11 protein-coding genes and 1 pseudogene are annotated in these 16,887 nt (G+C 73.9%); all 12 read left to right on the top strand.

The window, feature by feature from the left end; genetic code table 11:
- The first annotated feature begins 270 nt into the window (after nt 1–270).
- The 12 genes and pseudogenes from RLT57_RS11670 (at nt 271) to RLT57_RS11615 (ending at nt 16,876) form a co-directional block, all read left to right on the top strand.
- Nucleotides 271–3,441: a discoidin domain-containing protein gene (locus RLT57_RS11670; RefSeq protein WP_311297324.1), complete on the top strand. Its 3,171-nt coding sequence runs from the start codon at nt 271–273 to the stop codon at nt 3,439–3,441.
- 604 nt (nt 3,442–4,045) lie between these two features.
- Nucleotides 4,046–5,689 (top strand): ABC transporter substrate-binding protein, encoded by a 1,644-nt coding sequence (locus RLT57_RS11665; protein WP_311297323.1) that lies wholly within the window; start codon nt 4,046–4,048, stop codon nt 5,687–5,689.
- 13 nt (nt 5,690–5,702) lie between these two features.
- Nucleotides 5,703–6,659: an ABC transporter permease gene (locus RLT57_RS11660; RefSeq protein WP_311297322.1), complete on the top strand. Its 957-nt coding sequence runs from the start codon at nt 5,703–5,705 to the stop codon at nt 6,657–6,659.
- Complete coding sequence (locus RLT57_RS11655; protein ID WP_311297321.1) at nt 6,656–7,546, top strand: ABC transporter permease; 891 nt, start codon at nt 6,656–6,658, stop codon at nt 7,544–7,546. The genes RLT57_RS11660 and RLT57_RS11655 overlap by 4 nt, the downstream gene beginning before the upstream one ends.
- The gene (locus tag RLT57_RS11650) at nt 7,543–9,666 is read left to right on the top strand and encodes an ABC transporter ATP-binding protein (protein ID WP_311297320.1); all 2,124 of its coding nucleotides are present in this window, start codon (nt 7,543–7,545) and stop codon (nt 9,664–9,666) included. The genes RLT57_RS11655 and RLT57_RS11650 overlap by 4 nt, the downstream gene beginning before the upstream one ends.
- A gap of 216 nt (nt 9,667–9,882) precedes the next feature.
- Nucleotides 9,883–10,776 carry an alpha/beta fold hydrolase gene (locus tag RLT57_RS11645; RefSeq protein WP_311297319.1) on the top strand — a complete coding sequence of 298 codons (894 nt, stop codon included), beginning with the start codon at nt 9,883–9,885 and terminating at the stop codon, nt 10,774–10,776.
- 136 nt (nt 10,777–10,912) lie between these two features.
- Nucleotides 10,913–11,953: a 2-oxoglutarate and iron-dependent oxygenase domain-containing protein gene (locus RLT57_RS11640; protein ID WP_311297318.1), complete on the top strand. Its 1,041-nt coding sequence runs from the start codon at nt 10,913–10,915 to the stop codon at nt 11,951–11,953.
- Nucleotides 11,950–12,810, top strand: coding sequence for a DUF427 domain-containing protein (locus tag RLT57_RS11635; protein WP_311297317.1), 861 nt, complete (start codon nt 11,950–11,952; stop codon nt 12,808–12,810). The genes RLT57_RS11640 and RLT57_RS11635 overlap by 4 nt, the downstream gene beginning before the upstream one ends.
- A 387-nt stretch (nt 12,811–13,197) precedes the next feature.
- Nucleotides 13,198–13,866 (top strand): annotated as a pseudogene (locus tag RLT57_RS11630) (metallophosphoesterase); the annotation flags it as partial.
- Between the two features lie 570 nt (nt 13,867–14,436).
- Nucleotides 14,437–14,919: a hypothetical protein gene (locus RLT57_RS11625; RefSeq protein WP_311297316.1), complete on the top strand. Its 483-nt coding sequence runs from the start codon at nt 14,437–14,439 to the stop codon at nt 14,917–14,919.
- A gap of 94 nt (nt 14,920–15,013) precedes the next feature.
- The gene (gene galE, locus RLT57_RS11620; protein WP_311297315.1) at nt 15,014–16,021 is read left to right on the top strand and encodes a UDP-glucose 4-epimerase GalE; all 1,008 of its coding nucleotides are present in this window, start codon (nt 15,014–15,016) and stop codon (nt 16,019–16,021) included.
- Nucleotides 16,022–16,201: 180 nt separating this feature from the next.
- Nucleotides 16,202–16,876: a vWA domain-containing protein gene (locus RLT57_RS11615; protein ID WP_311297314.1), complete on the top strand. Its 675-nt coding sequence runs from the start codon at nt 16,202–16,204 to the stop codon at nt 16,874–16,876.
- The last annotated feature ends 11 nt before the right edge of the window (nt 16,877–16,887 follow it).

The raw sequence follows: 16,887 nt of genomic DNA, 5'->3' as shown, positions 1-16,887 counted from the left end.
GGATGCCTCGCCCGCCGCCATGACGGCGCGAAGCGACCCGGCCGACTCCCGCCAAGGAGCCCGGCCGCCCTGACCCCGGTCCGCGGTTGGCGCCGCAGTGGATCAACGACGCTGAGTCATGGGATCTATCACTCAAGCCAGGTCCACTTCATACGCTCTCTTCCAACAGTCTGTTCAATAATTTCTTTACCAGATCGGAACCTTGCGGCGCCCCCACCCGCTCTGTACGGTCGGGGCGCCGGTTACCCGAGTTCCTCGAAGGAGCATCCGATGCGTGAGAACTCCCGACCTTTACGTGCCGTCGGGCTCGTCCCGCGCCTGGCGGTGGCCCTTGCCGCCGCGAGCGGCATGGTGTGGATGTCCTTCGCACCGGCCGGCGCCGCCACCAGCCCCGCCACCAGCCCCGCGACAGCTCCCGCCGCCGCGGCGCCCCGCGCCGCCGTCCAGTTGGCCCCCGCCGCGGCGGAGGCGGGCGCCACCACGCCGTTCACCACCTATGAGGCCGAAGCGGGCACCCTGGGCGGCGGCGCCGGCGCGGTGTCGCTGACGGCCGCCCCGACGACCCAGTACTCCAGCGCCGCGCTGGAGGCGTCCGGGCACGCGTACGTCCACCTCGCCGGCACCGGCCAGTCGGTGCAGTGGACGAACACCACCGGCGCGCCGATCAGCTTCATCAACGTCCGGGCCAGCCTGCCCGACTCCGCCGCCGGCGGCGGCATCACCGGCACGCTGGACCTGTACGTCAACGGCACGTTCCGGCAGGCGTTGAACCTCAACTCCAAGCAGACGTGGGTGTACGAGGGCAACGACAACTACAACACCAGCGACAACCAGAACCCGGCGGACGGCTCGCCCCGGGTCTTCTTCGACGAGGCGCACACCTTCGTCACCGGCGCGGCCATCGCCCCCGGCAGCACCTTCTCGCTGCAGAAGGACGCCGCCAACAGCGCGTCGTTTTACGACGTCGACGTCGTCGACGTGGAGAACCCGCCGGCGCCGCTCGCCCAGCCCGCCAACTCGATCTCCATCACCAGCTGCGGCGCGGTCGCGGACGACATCCCGACCAACGGGTCCGCCGACGCCCAGTCGGTGGACAGCGGCCCGGCCATCCAGAACTGCATCAACCAGGCGCAGTCCCAGGGCAAGGTCCTCTGGATCCCGCAGGGCACCTTCTACGTGAAGGGCACCAACGGCCTCCAGGCGCAGGGCATCACCATCGCCGGCGCCGGACAGTGGTACAGCACGGTCTACCGCGACGTGCCGGTGCCCAACAACACGCCGCTGGCGGCGCTGTTCTCGGTGACGTCGTGCACCGTGCAGAACTTCCACATCGACGCCAACGCGGTCAGCCGCAGCACCATCGGCGGCGACGGCGGCGCCATGGACACCACCGGCACCGACTGGCTGGCCAACGGCATCTGGACGCAGCACACCATGTCCGGCTTCTGGGCCTCGGGCACCGGCGGGAAGGTCGAGAACAGCCGGCTGACCTCGATCTGGGCCGACGGCATCAACCTCAACAACGTGTCGCTCAACGCGAGCAGCGGCAACAACCTGACCGCCACCAACAACTTCGTCCGCGGCACCGGCGACGACGCGATGGCGATCAACTCGGTCAGCTACAACACCAACGGCAGCAGCACGACCTACTACAACCCGATGACCGACATCACGATGACCGACAACACCACGGTCGCGCCGTGGGGCGGCAAGGGCATCGGGATCTACGGCGGCAGCGGCCACCTGGTCAGCGACAACTACATCAGCGACACCGCGCGGTACATCGGCCTGGGCGCCGGCCGCTTCGGCGTCAACGGCAGTGACCTGCTGTCCGCGACGGTCTCCGGCAACGTCGTGCTGCGGTCCGGCGGCAACGCCTACAGCCAGGGCCAGCCCGCGCTGCACATCGGCAACGGCGGCGACGGCCAGAACACCGGCGTCGTCGACCACGTCACCGTGACCAACAACACCGTGGCCAACTCCCTCTACGACGCGGTCGGTTTCTCCACCTCGACCAACACGCTGCTGCAGAACAACACGATCACCGACCCGGGCCGCAACGGCGTCGTGATCTCGCCGTCGTTCTACCCGGCGCCCACCGGGTCGGCCACCATCACCGGCAACACCGTCACCGGGCTGAAGGCCGGCGCCACCGCGTTCGCCAACAACTCCAGCGGCTTCACCGCGACGCTGAGCAACAACAACTGGCAGGGCGGCACCCCGGTCGAGGCGCCTTTCGGCGGCACCGCGGCCCCGCTGCCGGGCACCGTCCAGGCCGAGAACTACGACACCGGCGGCCAGGGCCTGGCCTACAACGTCACCTCGGTCAACGGATCCGGCAACAACTACCGGGCCGACGGCGTCAACCTGGAGTCCACCTCGGACACCGGCGGCGGCTACGACCTCGGCTGGACCACGGGCGGGCAGTGGTTCCGCTACACGGTCAACGCGGCCACGGCCGGCACCTACACCGTGAGCCTGCGGGTGGCGGCGCCGAGCGCGGTGAGCGGCGCGCTGCACCTGTCCAACGCGTCGGGTACGAACCTGAGCGGGGCCGTCACCATCCCGGCGACCGGCGGCTTCCAGACCTGGGCCACGGTCACGGCCCAGGTCGCGCTGCCGGCCGGCCAGCAGGTGCTGACCGTCAACCAGGACCAGGGCGGCTGGAACCTCAACAGCCTCGCCTTCGCCACCGGCGGCGGCTCCCCGGCGACGGCGACGCTCGCCGCCTCGCCGGCCTCGCTGACCTTCGCCGCCCGCACGGTGAACACCACCAGCCCGGCGCAGACCGTCACACTGGCCAACACCGGCACGGCCGCGGCCTCGGTCTCCTCGATCGCGGCCGCCGGCGACTTCGCGCAGACCAACACCTGCGGTACGTCCATAGCCGCCGGTGCCTCCTGCACGATCAGCGTCACCTTCACGCCGACCGCCTCCGGCACCCGTACCGGCGGCGTCACCGTCACCGGCAGCGCGTCCGACAGCCCCACCACCGTGGCCCTGTCGGGCACCGGCGCCGGTGCCACCAGCACCAACCTGGCCGCGGGCAAGGCCACCGGCGAGTCCAGCCACACCCAGACGTACGGCTCCGCCGCGGTGACGGACAACAACCAGTCCACCTACTGGGAGAGCGCCAACAGCGCCTTCCCGCAGTGGGTCCAGGTCGACCTCGGCTCCGCGCAGAGCGCGTCCCGCGTCGTCCTGCGACTGCCCGCCGGCTGGGGGGTCCGCACCCAGACCCTGTCCCTGCTGGCGAGCACCGACGGCTCCACGTTCAGCACGGTGCAGGCGTCGGCGACCTACACCTTCGACCCGAACGGCAACAACACCGTCACCATCACCTTCCCGGCCACCACCCAGCGCTACTTCCGGGTGAACATCACCGCCAACTCCGGCTGGCCGGCCGGACAGCTCTCGGAGTTCCAGGTCTGGAACAGCTGACCCGACCCCGTCCGACCCCCGGCCCGGTGCCGCCGGGCGCCTCACGCGCCCGGCGGCACCGCCGCGTCCGGACCCGGCGGCCGGGCCGCACCCCCCGCCGGCACCCCCGCCGGCACCGCCGCGCGTCCGCACCCGCGGTGCCGCCGGTGCCGCCGGTGCCGCCGGTGCGCCCCGGCCCCGGGCCCGCGGCGCCGCACCGCCGGTCCGCACGGCGTCGTGAACCTGCAACACATGGCCCGTTGTGGCCTACCGGCCCCGCTGCTTCAATGGTCCACGTGACCAGGACCCCAGCACTGACCCGGAGGCTCCACGTGGATCTCCTGCGCGTCGGCGCGAGCGTGTGTCCCCGCTGTTGACCTGCTCCTGAGGCTTCGCCGCCCCCTGCAAACCGCCGCCCGTTCCCGAGGCCGGACCCCGCGAACAGCACCTGAGCGCGAGGCGCCCCCGCACCCGGCGGGCGGCGCGCCCGACCGATCGCCTTCGCCCGCGGACCCTTACCCGCCGGCCGCCCCCGTGGACCTCCCGCCCGCGGACGCTCCCGCGTACCGCCACGGCAGCAGTGCGCGCCACCCCGGACGACCCCCGCCCTTCCCTGGAGACAGTCATGCCCGAGAACCCCGCCCCGGCGCACCCGCAGACCTGGCAGGACGCCCTGCCGCACCTCTCCCGCCGGGGCCTGCTGGCGGCGGGCACCGGCGGAGCGCTCGCCGCCCTGCTCGCCGCCTGCGGCTCGGGCAGCCACGACCCCGCGGGCGCCGCCCCGAAGGACACCAGGAGCGCGGCCGGCGACCCGGTCAGACCCGGCGGCACCCTGCGGGCCGGATCCCCGCCGCCGCCCACCGCAGTGGACCCGGTGACGGCGTACGACGGCACCTCGGTCGCCCTGATCCAGCTGGTCGCGGAGTACCTGGTCTGGCTGGACAAGGACTTCAAGCTGGTGCCCAGGCTCGCCACCGGCTGGACGTCCGACGCCGCCGCGCGCACCTGGACCTTCACCCTCCGCAAGGGCGTCCGCTTCTCCGACGGCACCCCGCTGGACTCGGCCGCCGTGAAGGCGACCTTCGACCGGCTGCTCGCCCCCGAGAACAAGTCCTCGGCGCTGTCCGCCTTCGCGACCATCCTCGAACCGGGCGGGGTCGCCGCGCCGGACGCGTCCACCGTGGTCTTCACCCTCAAGCGGCCCTTCTCCGACTTCCCTTACCTGGTCTCGGCCGGCAACTACAACACCGTCATCCTCAAGCAGGACTACGCGGGCGACTTCACCAAGAAGGCCATCGGCACCGGCCCCTTCCTGCTCGACTCCTACGACGCGTCCAGGGGCGCCGGCTTCACCCGCAACCCCGCGTACTGGGCCGCCCCCAAGCCCTATCTCGACGGTGTCCAGGTCACCTTCTACGCCGACGACCAGGCGGACCTGGTGGCGCTGCAGAGCGGCAGCATCGACGCGCAGCTGCTCAGCCGGGCCGACCTGGTCGAGCCGCTCGCCGCGGCCGGCGGCATCACCGTCGACAAGGTCGAGGGCACCGGCGTCACGGTGCTCACCCTCCGGGTGGACAAGGCGCCCTTCGACCGCAAGGAGGTCCGGCAGGCCGTCGCCTTCGCCCTGGACCGGCCCGCCGTCAAGGAGGGCGTCGGCGCGGGACTCGGCGACCTCGGCAACGACCACCTGCTGGCGCCCGCCTTCCCGGCCGCGCCGAAGGACATCCCGCAGCGCGCCCAGGACAAGGCGAAGGTCGCCCGGCTGCTGGCCGCCGCCGGGGTGGACAAGCTGCGCTTCACCCTGACCTTCGACCCGCCCAGCAAGGACTACGCGGTCACGATCCAGAGCCAGCTCAAGCAGCTCGGCATCACCGTGGACCTCGACCAGCGCTCCTCCGCCGACTTCTACGGCGGCGACCAGGCCAAGGACGCGCCCTGGCTCTTCACCACCGCCAACCTTGTCGGCTGGGCCGGGCGCGCCGTGCCGAGCCAGTTCATTACGCCGATGGTAAAGACCGGTGCGGTCTGGAACGGCTCGAAGTACAGCAACAAGGCCCTGGACGCCGCCGCCGACGCCTACGACGCCGCGACCACCGACGAGGAGCGCCGGGCGCAGGCGGAGATCATCGCCAAGGCGCTGAACGAGGACGTGCCCATCGTCGTCACCTACTGGTCGGGAGCCGTACGCGCCTACAACGGCAGGAAATTCCGCGGCGTCGAGGCCCACCCCAGCGCGTACGTGGACTTCAGCTCGGTCTCCCGGGTCTGAGCGGGGGCGACCGATGAGGCACTTCCTGCTGCGCAGGCTGGCGGCGATCCCGGTGACCCTCCTGGTGCTGTCCTTCGTGGTGTTCGCCGCCACCCAGGTACTGCCGGGCGACGTCGGCCGGGTCGTCCTCGGCCGCGAGGCCAGCGACGCGTCCGTACGCCGGTTGGACCGCCAACTGGGCCTGGACCAGCCGCTGGTGACGCAGTACGGACACTGGCTCGGCCGCTTCCTCAGCGGCGACTGGGGTACCTCGTACACCTTGCACACCCCCGTACGCGGGCTGCTGCTCGGCCGGCTCGGCCACTCGCTGCCGCTGGCGCTCACCGCGTTCGCGGTGCTGGTGCCGGTCGCGCTCGGCCTCGGCGTGCTGGCCGGGCTGCGGCACGGCCGGCCGCTGGACCGGGTGATCAGCACCGCGGGCCTGGCGCTGGGCGCCACACCGGAGTTCGTCACCGGGATCGTGCTGCTGCTGGTCTTCTCGGTGCGGGCGCACTGGCTGCCGGCCTCCGCGCAGACCGACCCCGGGCACGGCGGCCTGTGGGCCACCCTCCAGCACTTCGCGCTGCCGACGGCCGCCCTGGTGCTGGTCTGCCTCGGCTACGTCTCCCGGCACGTACGGGCCGGCACCATAGCGGTGCTGGGCAGCCCGCACGTCAGGGCCGCCCGGCTGCGCGGCTTCAGCGGCCGGCAGGTGGTGCTGCGGCACGTGCTGCGCAACGCGCTCGTCCCGGCCACCAGCGCGCTCGGCGTGCAGCTGCAGTACCTGATGGGCGGGATCGTCGTCGTCGAGCTGCTCTTCAACTACCCCGGGGTCGGCGCTCTGCTGCTCCAGTCCGCCACCGACAAGGACCTGCCCACCCTTCAGGCCACTGCGATGGTGCTGGGCGTGCTCTACATGCTGGTGGTGCTGCTGGCCGACATCGCCTACCGGCTGCTCGACCCGCGGGTACGGCTGGGGGAGACGGCATGACCGCGCTGGAACCCGCGGCGGCGCCCGTACCGGTGCCGGTCCGGCGGGCGCCGGCCGGGCGCCGCCGGCCGCCGCTGCCGCTGCTCGCCGGCGGGGTCGTCGTCGCGCTGTGGGCGGTGGTGGCGCTGGCGTGGCCGCAACTGGTGCCGTACGCGCCCGACGCCCAGGTCCCGCAGGACCGCTTCCTCGGGCCCAGCGGCGCGCACTGGCTGGGCACCGACCAGTTCGGGCGGGACGTGCTGTCCCGGATGCTGGCCGGGTCCCGGCCGGTGCTGGAGGTGGCGCCCGCCGCGACCGCGCTGGCCGTGGTCGCCGGCACCGCGCTGGGCCTGACGGTGGGTGCGCGCGGCGGCTGGTTCGACGAGGTGGCGATGCGGTTCGTGGACGCGGTCGCGGTCTTCCCCGCGATCATCGCCACGGTGCTCTTCGTGGCCCTGCTCGGCCACTCGGTGACGGTCGTGCTGGTGGTCATCGCCGTGACCTTCGTCCCGCTGGTCGCCCGCAGTGTGCGGGCCGCGACGCTGGTCGAGCGGGAGAAGCCGTACGTGGCCGCGGCCCGGCTGCGCGGCGAGCCCGGGTGGTCGCTGCTGCTGCGCGAGATCCTGCCCAACGTCCGCGGCACGGTGCTGGTCGAGGCCACCTCGCGGCTCGGCGACGCGGTGTTCGCCGCCGCGACGCTCTCCTTCCTCGGCCTCGGCCAGCCGCCCGGCTCGCCCGAGTGGGGGGCGTCCATCAACGACAACCGGGTCTGGCTGCAGAACGCGCCCTGGACGGTGCTCTCCCCGGCGCTGGCGATCGCCTCGCTGGTGGTGGGCGTGGCACTGGCCGCCGACACGCTCAGGAACAGGTCCGACACCCCCGGCCGGAAGGCGGCGAGCCCCCGATGAGCGGACCGAACGGCAACGGGGGCGGCCCGGCGGCTGCCGGACCGGGCCCGGCCGGGGTGGAGGCCGCCGGACCGGGTCCGGCCGGCTCCGCTGCCGCCGGGCTCGACGTCACCGGGCTGAGCGTCGCCTACGACACCCCCGACGGCCCCGCCCAGGTCCTGCACGACATCAGCTTCTCCGTCGCGCCCGGCGAGATCTTCGGCCTGGTGGGCGAGTCCGGCTGCGGCAAGTCCACCCTGGCGTACGCCCTGGCGCGGCATCTCGCCCCCGGCGGGCGGGTGCTGGGCGGTTCGGTCCTGGTGGGCGGTACGCCGGTGCTGGACCTGGACGCGCGGGCGCTGCGCCGCTGGCGCTCCGGCGCACTGGCGTTCGTGCACCAGGACGCGGCCGGCTCGCTCGACCCCACCATGCGGATCGGCGCCCAGCTCGGCGAGATCCTGCGGCAGCGCGGGCTCAGCCGGGCCCGGGCGGCGGCCCGCACCGTCGAACTGCTGCACCAGGTCAGGCTGCCCGACCCGCGGTCACTGGTACGCCGCTACCCGCACCAGCTCTCCGGCGGCCAGCAGCAGCGCGTCGGCATCGCCGCCGCCCTCGCCGTCCAGCCACAGCTGCTCGTCCTGGACGAGCCGACCACGGGTCTGGACGCCTCCGTGGAGCACGAAGTCCTGTCCCTGCTGGCCGAGTTGCGCAGCGAACTGCGGGCCGCGGTGGTCTTCGTCAGCCACGACCTGGGACTGGTCGGCAGGCTGTGCGACCGCGTCGGGGTGCTCTACGCCGGCCGGCTCGTCGAGGCCGGCGACGTACGCCCGGTGCTGGACGGGCCCGCGCACCCCTACACCGCCGCGCTGCTCGCCGCCGTGCCCCGGCTCGGCGTCAGCCGCGCGGACCGGCCGCTGCGACCGATCCCCGGCCGGCTGCCGCTGCTCGGCGGCGCCGGACCCGGCTGCTCCTTCGCGCCGCGCTGCCCCCGTGCGACGGACGCCTGCCGGGCCGCGGAGCCCGCGCTCGACCCGGACGCGGTGCCGGGCCGCCTCGTACGCTGCCTGCACCCCGGCCCCGGACCGGAGTCCGCCACCGCGCCGCCGGCCGCGGCGACCCCGGCGGCCGGCGGCGAGCGGCCGGTGCTGCTCGACGTACGCGGCCTCGTACGGTCCTACGGGCACACGGTCGCCGTCGACCACGTCGACCTGACGGTCCGCCAGGGTGAAGTGCTGGGCCTGGTCGGGGAGTCCGGCAGCGGCAAGACCACGCTGGCCCGCGCGGTGGCCGGACTGGGCCCCGGCGGGCCCGGCGAACTGCGGCTGCACGGGCGGGAACTGGCGCCGACGGTGGCCCGGCGCAGCCCGGCGGACCTGCGCCGGGTGCAGATGGTCTTCCAGAACCCGGACGCCACCTTGAACCCCAGCCACACCGTGCGGACCGTGCTCACCCGGGCGCTGACCACGCTGGCCGGCCCCGAAGGCCCCGGCCCGCTCGACCGGCTGACCGAACGCACCCGGATCGACCCGGACCTGCTCGACCGCAGGCCCGACAAGCTCTCCGGCGGGCAGAAGCAGCGGGTGGCCATCGCCCGCAGCTTCGCCGGCGCCCCCGAACTCGTCGTCTGTGACGAGCCGGTGTCCTCGCTGGACGCGAGCGTGCAGGCGTCGGTGGTGGAACTGCTCGCCGAGCAGCGCGACTCCACCGGCACCTCGTACCTGTTCATCTCCCACGACCTCGCGGTCGTGGGGTATCTGGCCGACCGGATCGCGGTGATGTACCGGGGACAGGTCGTGGAAAACGGCCCGGCCGCCGCCGTGCTGCACGGCCCCTCGCACCCCTACACGGCGGTCCTGGTCGCCGCGGCCTCCCGGGTGCCGGGCCCCGCGGACACCGCGTCCGCACCACCGGGCCCGGTGCCGGCGGCCGACGGCTGCCGGTTCGCCGACCGCTGCCGGTCACGTATCGACGGACTGTGCGCCGAGACCGCGCCGCCGGACCGCGCGGTGGGTCCCGGCCATGTCGTGCGCTGCCACCTGGAGGTCGCCGAACTCCCCGTCTGGCGGACGGAGTCGGCGGCCGTCGCCGGTGCCGGCCCCGGCGGCGCCGGACCCGCGGTCGTCCCCCGCCCCGGCCCGTGACCCCACCGGGAGCGGTCCGGGCCCGCCTCCCCGTCCCCGCCCCGCCTTCCATCCCCAGCCGATGCCCGAGCCTCCCGCTGACGCTGACGCTGACGCTGACGCTGACGCTGACGCTGACGCCGGCCTCCCGCCGACGCCGGCCTCCCGCCGACGCCGGCCTTCGGCCGGGCCGGGCCGCCACGCCCCGCCGCCACCTCGCACCCCCTGAGGAGTTCCATGTCCCACCCCCTCACCGACGCGACACCGATCGAGTTCGCCGACCTGCTCGCCGGCCTTCCGGCGGGCGCCGCGCCGCCGGTGGTCCAGCGCCGCTGGCTCACCATCCCCTCGGGCGGCCACGTCAGCGGCGTGTTCTGGCACACCGGGGCCCCTCGCGTCCTGCTGCTGCACGAGGCCGGAGCCAGCGCGCGGACCTGGGACGACGTGCTGACCGCCCTCGGCCGCCCGGCCGTCGCGGTGGACCTGCCGGGGCACGGCCGCTCCACCTGGCGCGGGCGCGGCGACTACCGGCCGCGGCGGCTGGCGGCCTCCGTCGCCGAGGCCGCGCACTCCTTCGCCCCCGCGGACGTCCCCGTGGTGGGCCGGGGGCTCGGCGCGCTCGTCGCCGTCGCGGCCACCGCCAAGGCGCCGGCCCGGCTCGGCCGGCTCGTCCTGGTCGACACCCTCCCCGGGTCGCCCGCCGCCGCGGACCGGCCCTGGCCGACCCCCAGCCCCGACTTCGCCGACCAGGACGAGGCCCACGCCTGGCTGACCGCCCGCACCCGTGCCGGTGCCGGTGCCGGTCCCGGTACGGATCCCGGCGCCGGGTCCGCCGGCCGCCCCGACGCGCGGACCGCCCGGCAGGAGACGACCCAGGGCGACGACGGGCGGTGGACCTGGCGGCACCACCTGGGCGCGCTCCCCGACGGCGCGCCCACCGACCTCGACGACGAGGCCCTCTGGGCCCGACTCGCCGCCGCGCCCTCCCCGCTGCTGGTCCGTACGCAGGGCGGCCCGCTGGACGACAAGGCCGTCGCCCGCTTCACCGGCGAGGTGCCCACCGGTGAGGCCGTCACCGTGGAACCCGGCCCCGCGGCCCTCGCCGCACTGCTCCGCGGCCTGCTGCCCTGACCCGCCCGAGCCCGTACCAACACCCCCTCCAGCCGATCACCACGCGCCGAGCCCGTTTGCGGCCGGCTCGACCCGGCTCTCTCCACCCCGTCCCCGACCGCCCGTCCCGTCCCACCACCGCACAGGAGACCGCACCATGACCGTAGAGATCCCCGTCGTCGACCTTCAGCTCGCCCTGAGCGACGACGCCCCCGAGGAGCTGCTCGCCGCCGTGCGCGCCGCCGCCGAGCAGATCGGCATCATCCAGGTCGTCAACCACGGCGTGCCGCAGCAGCTCATCGACGACTTCCACCAGAGCGCCGGCCGGGTGCTGGCCCTGCCGCGCGAGGAGAAGGAGAAGCTGGCCAGCCCCACCGGGCACCCCTACCGCGGCTGGCGCCAGTGGCCGGACGACTTCGGCCGGCTGGAGCTGGAGCGCATCAACATCGGCCAGTACGACAACGCCGAGGACGCGCTCGCCGCGGGCCTCACCCCCGAACAGGCCACCCTCTTCGCCCATGTGAACGTGTGGCCGGAGCAGGAGCCCGGACTGCGCGACGCCGCCTTCCGCTACCGCGACGCCGCCACCGAGGTGGGCCGCAAGGTCGTCGCCCTCTACGCGAAGGTCCTCGGGGTGCCCGCCGCGACCTTCCCGCTCGGCGACGACGGCTTCTCCACCTTCGTGGTCAACGACTACCCGACCTGGACGCACGCCGACACCCCCGCCGACGCCTCCGGCGACACCCCCGCCCCCGGGGAGAAGCTGCTGCTGCTGGAGCACGCCGACGGCTCGGTGGTGACGGTGCTGCACCAGGAGGGCGACTACGCCGGGCTCCAGGGGCAGCGCCCCGACGGCACCTGGCTGCCGGTGCCGATCCGGCCCGGCGCGCTCCAGGTGTTCACCGGCTCGCTGCTGGCCAACTGGACCGAGGGGCGGCTGCGTCCGGGCCGCCACCGGGTGGTGGCCGGCGGCACGGTGACCCGCCGCTCCTCGGGGGTGTTCCTCTTCCCGAGCCTGGACACCGTGGTGGAACCGCTGCCGCCCTTCGCCGACCCCGACGACTCGGACTTCGAGCCCGTCTCGGTCTGGGAGCGGGCGTCGACCAACGTCCAGGAGTACCTCAAGGTCTTCGGGCGTCCCGACCAGGTGGCGGCCTGGCGCGAGGGCCGCCCGTACGTCGCGGAGCTGGCCCGATGAGTACGGCACCCGGGGCCGGGGACGCGGCCGGTGCGGCCGCCGGGGCGCGGACCGTCGCCGTCGAGCGCCGGCATCCGCCGCAGGAGGACGCCCTCACCTGGGAGCCGAGCGAGCGCCGGGTCCGCGGCGCCAAGGGCGGCACCACCGTCGTCGACAGCCGCCGGCCGGTCCTGGTGTGGGAGCCGGGGCAGGCCGTGCCGCTCTACGCCTTCCCCCGCGAGGACGTCCGCGCCGGACTGCTGCACCCGGCGGCCGACCCCGACACGGGGGCGCACACCGGCTCCGAGACCTTCTACGACCTGGTGCTGGACGGCGAGACCGTCGCCAACGCCGCCTGGACGTTCCCGGTGCCGGAGCTGTCCGGCTACATCTCCTTCGAGTGGTTCCGGCGGGCGGGCCGCGGGCTCGACCACTGGTACGAGGAGGACGAGGAGATCTTCGTGCACCCCCGCGACCCGTACAAGCGGGTCGACGCCATCGCGAGCACCCGCCACGTACGGGTGGAGATCGACGGCGTGCTCGTCGCCGAGACCCGCCGGCCCGTGCTGGTCTTCGAGACCCGGCTGCCGGTCCGGTACTACATCCCGCCCGAGGACGTACGCCTGGACCTGTTCACCCCCACGGACCTGAGCACCGGCTGCCCCTACAAGGGGACCGCGGAGTACTGGTCGCTGACCGCCGCCGGCCCGGACGTCCCGCCCGACATCGCCTGGAGCTACCCCGAGCCGCTTCCCGCGGTCGGGTCCGTACGCGGTCTGATCGCGTTCTACAACGAGGCGGTGGACATCACCGTCGACGGCGAGCCGCAGGAACGCCCGGTCACCGGCTTCACCGCCGCACTGAAGCAGCCGCGTTGACGACCGTGCCGGCGCCGTCGCGCTGACGCGGCGGCCCCGGCGCCACAGGACCGGCGGGACGCGTGCGGCCGTTCCGCCGGCCCCGGCCCCGGCTCCGCCCGGCTCCGGCTCGGCCCCGCCCGGCCCCGGCTCGGCCCGCGCCCGCCCCGCGCCCGCCGGGCCTGGGGTCTGCCGGGTGGATCTCGGCGGCGTCGCGGGCCCCGGCCCGCACACCCGCCGTGTTCCCGTCGGTCGGCGGCACACCACGTCGCCTCCCTCCCCGGCCTCGCGGCCGCACGCACCGGACCCCGCTCCGCCACCCACGGAGATCCCCACGACAGCCCCCAGACATCGTCGAGCCAGAGGACTATCCCGGTCAGGTCGCTGAGCACGGCCGCGACGCCCCCCCCGGACGAGCGGCCCGGTGCCGCCGACGTGTACGCCGGCCCCGGCGGCGTCCTCTACGTGACGGCGGACTCCTCCTCGGGCTCGAAGTACTACGCCATCACGGCGCCGGACACCAGCGGCACCAGCGGCGCGGGCAACGGCGCCGACCCGCTGAACCCGGACGGCTACTGGTACAACTCGGTGGAGAACCAGGACCTCCAGGTCAGCGTGCCGGACGCGGCCCCCGGTGGGTTCGGCTGGGCGATCGACGGCTACAACGGCCTGGTGGACCTCGGCACCGCGCAGGAGCAGGGCGGCGACCACTTCGAGGTGACCGGTGAGATCAACCCCATCGCCGTCTCCGACAGCCGGCGTTCGCTCTGCCCGTGGTCGATCTCGGCCAGCGTGAGCGACTTCAAGGACGCCGACAAGTCGTTCCCCGGTGGCTACCTCGGCTGGACGCCGCAGGTGTACCAGAACGGCGCGGGCGCCAAGGCCGGCAGCCCGGTGGCCTCGGCATACGACGACAACGGACAGGGCCCTTCCGTCTCCCGCGGTCTCGGCTCGGCCGACCAGGGCCACGCCCGGGGTACCGCCGAGCTCGGCGCCGACCTGGATCTGAAGCTCCCGGACAGCGTCGGAAAGGGCGCCTGCCGCGCCACTCTCACGGTCACCGCACTGAGCAGCTGATCGGACCCGTTCCACCCTGGTGGGGGCAGGCGACCTCCGGTGGCCTGTCCCGCCTCTCGCTCCAGGAGAAACCGCGATGCACGCGCTCGTCACGCGCCCCACCACCTCCGCCCTCGTCCGTACCGTCGTGCTGGCCCTGCTGACGGCCCTCGCGATCACCGGCCTGAGCACCGGGTCGGCCCTGGCGGCCGACGGCGACGTCACCTGGACGGTCAGGACGGCCGCGAACGGGTACGGCGCCGACCGGTCCAGCTTCACCTACGACGTCAACCCCGGCGGCCGGGTCAAGGACACCATGACCGTCGCCAACCGCGCCACGCCCGGCGACTACGTCGACGGCATCCTCACCTCGCTGCAGCAGGCCGACGACGCCGAGGGCATATCAACGCGGACCGGCGCCTCGGTATCCGGGTCAAGCTCCGGGTCGCCGGCGAACTCGCGCCGGCCCTGGCCGTCGGGCATCTCCACGCGGACTACTCCGGCACCCTCAACCCGTTCGGCACCGGCGACGCCACCGTCACCTACACGATCCACAACACCGGCAACGCCATCCTGTCGGCCGGCCAGAAGGTGTCGGTCTCCGGCCCGTTCGGCTGGCTGCGGGCCGACGCGGGCGACATCCCCGCGCCGCCCGAGCTGCTGCCGGGCGGGAGCTGGAAGGTGAAGGTGCCCGTGCACGGTGTGGCGCCCGGCGTCACCCTGGCCGCGACCGTGCCCCTGACGCCCCTGACGCCCCTGACGCCCCTGACGCCCCTGCTCACCGACGCGTCCGGCTCCACCACCCCGCTCAAGGCGGTCCGGGCCACCGCGCACGGCTGGGCCGTGCCGTGGACGCTGCTGCTCGTCGTCCTGTTGATCGCCGCCGTCGTCGGCGCGTTCCTGCTGGTCCGCCGCAACCGGGCCTGCGGCAGGCTGCGTGAGGACGCCCGGGTGGGAGGCCGTCGAGCGGCGCCGGCGCGAACAGGGGCTGCAGGACAGCTGACCGGCGCGGGCGGGCCCGCGCGGCGGTCCCCGGTCGCGGCGGTCCCCGGCCGCGGCGGGAGGCGGCGGTAAGGTCGAGCCGGCCCGGGGCCGCTCCGCGGCCGCCTCGCGGCGGCCCCGACGAGGAGCCTCGCGGCCGGCACCTCCGAAACAAAGGATGATCAAGGTGAAGGTTCTCATCGCGGGCGGCGCCGGATTCATCGGCAGCACCATCGCGTCCGCCTGCTCGGACGACGGCATCGAGCCCGTCGTGCTCGACAATCTGGTCACCGGGCGCAAGGAGTTCACCGCGGGGCGCACCTTCTACGAGGGGGACATCGCGGACGGCGCACTGGTCGACCGGATCTTCGCCGAGCACCCGCAGATCGAGGCCGTCGTCGACTGCGCGGCGCTGATCGTCGTCCCCGAGTCCGTGGCGCAGCCGCTGCGCTACTACACCGAGAACGTCGCCAAGGGCATCGAGTTCCTCGGCCACGTCGTGCGCAACGGCTGCGGGCGGCTGCTGTTCAGCTCCTCGGCCTCCATCTACGCGGCGGGCGAGGACTTCGCGGTGGACGAGTCGTCCCCGCTCGCGCCGCTGAGCCCCTACGCGCGGACCAAGGCCCTGTTCGAGACGGCGCTGGAGGACATCAGCTCCACCGGCGAACTGCGCGTCGTCTCGCTGCGGTACTTCAACCCCATCGGCGCCGACCCTCGGATGCGCACCGGCCTGCAGGTGCGCAGGCCCACCCACGCGCTGGGCAAGATGATCGAGGTCGCGCGCACCGGCGAGGAATTCCAGGTCACCGGGGTCGACTGGCCGACCCGCGACGGCTCCGGCATCCGCGACTACATCCACGTCTGGGACCTCGCCCGCGCCCACGTCCGGGCGCTGCGCCGGTTCGACACGGTGCTGCCGGCCACCGGGCCGAAGACCTACGAGGCCATCAACCTCGGCACCGGCACCGGCACCACCGTACGGGAACTCCTGGACGCCTTCGCCGCGGTCACCGGCCGTCCGCTGCCCGTCGTCGAGGCCGGCCGCCGCCCCGGGGACAGCGCCGGCGCGTTCGCCCGCGGCGAGCGCGCCGCCCGCCTGCTCGGCTGGCGCCCGGAACTGTCGGTCGAGGCGGGCATCCGCGACTCGCTGACCTGGTCCGACCGGCGGGACGCGATCCTCGGCGCGGACGCCTGACCGAACCGGCCGCATTTCCCGACCGGGGCATTGTTGTGCCCATAAGGCGTCCGGTTGCGTAACTCGCAATGGGTTCCGCCGAATTCACGCGCACCTGCGGACGGCGGCTGCTACCGTCCCGGTCGGGGGCGGATCCCGGGCAGGGGAGCCCGGCCGTGACCCCGGACTTTGGGGGCCGAGATGCAGGGATTCACCTATGAGGTCGACATCGCGCTGGTTATCGATGTGACCGGCAGTATGCACGGAATTCTCGACGAGGTGAAAAGCAACGCGCTGCGATTCCACGAGGACCTGACCGCCGCGATGCGCGCCAAGGACAAGCAGATCGACTCGCTGCGGGTGCGCGTGGTCGCCTTCCGCGACTACTACGCCGACGGCGACCAGTCCATGGAGACCTCGGACTTCTTCGAACTGCCCGCCCAGCAGCCCGCCTACGCGGACTTCGTCAGCGCGCTGGTGCCCACCGGCGGCGGCGACGAGCCGGAGAACGGCCTGGAGGCGCTGGTCCTCGCCATGCGCTCGGACTGGACCAAGGCCGGCAGCAAGCGCCGCCAGGTGATCATCGTCTGGACCGACGCCAGCGCGCACCCGCTGGAGAAGAACAAGGGCGCCAAGCCGAGTGTCTACCCCTCCGGCATGCCCGCGGACTTCGACGCCCTCACCGACCTGTGGGAGGGCCAGGACCTGATGGACCTGGCCGCCAAGCGGCTCATCATCTACGCCCCCGACGCCTACGCCTGGACGGACATGGGGCTGCACTGGGACAACGCCGTCCACTACACGTCCAAGGCCGGGCGCGGCCTGTCCGACGTCGACTACGGCACGATCATCGACACCATCGCCCAGAGCGTCTGACGGCCGCCGGT

Origin of the sequence: Streptomyces sp. ITFR-21 (genome assembly GCF_031844685.1) — a bacterium.
Taxonomy (GTDB): Bacteria; Actinomycetota; Actinomycetes; order Streptomycetales; family Streptomycetaceae; genus Actinacidiphila.
Note: the sequence above shows the minus strand (reverse complement) of the source record. Positions and strands in the feature narration are given on the sequence as shown.

Excerpts from the sequence above, each read along its gene's own strand:
- RLT57_RS11635 (WP_311297317.1), top strand. The coding sequence starts at position 11,950 with ATGAGTACGGCACCCGGGGCCGGGGACGCGGCCGGTGCGGCCGCCGGG.
- RLT57_RS11650 (WP_311297320.1), top strand. The coding sequence starts at position 7,543 with ATGAGCGGACCGAACGGCAACGGGGGCGGCCCGGCGGCTGCCGGACCG.
- RLT57_RS11615 (WP_311297314.1), top strand. The coding sequence starts at position 16,202 with ATGCAGGGATTCACCTATGAGGTCGACATCGCGCTGGTTATCGATGTG.
- RLT57_RS11670 (WP_311297324.1), top strand. The coding sequence starts at position 271 with ATGCGTGAGAACTCCCGACCTTTACGTGCCGTCGGGCTCGTCCCGCGC.
- RLT57_RS11655 (WP_311297321.1), top strand. The coding sequence starts at position 6,656 with ATGACCGCGCTGGAACCCGCGGCGGCGCCCGTACCGGTGCCGGTCCGG.
- RLT57_RS11665 (WP_311297323.1), top strand. The coding sequence starts at position 4,046 with ATGCCCGAGAACCCCGCCCCGGCGCACCCGCAGACCTGGCAGGACGCC.
- RLT57_RS11645 (WP_311297319.1), top strand. The coding sequence starts at position 9,883 with ATGTCCCACCCCCTCACCGACGCGACACCGATCGAGTTCGCCGACCTG.
- RLT57_RS11640 (WP_311297318.1), top strand. The coding sequence starts at position 10,913 with ATGACCGTAGAGATCCCCGTCGTCGACCTTCAGCTCGCCCTGAGCGAC.
- RLT57_RS11660 (WP_311297322.1), top strand. The coding sequence starts at position 5,703 with ATGAGGCACTTCCTGCTGCGCAGGCTGGCGGCGATCCCGGTGACCCTC.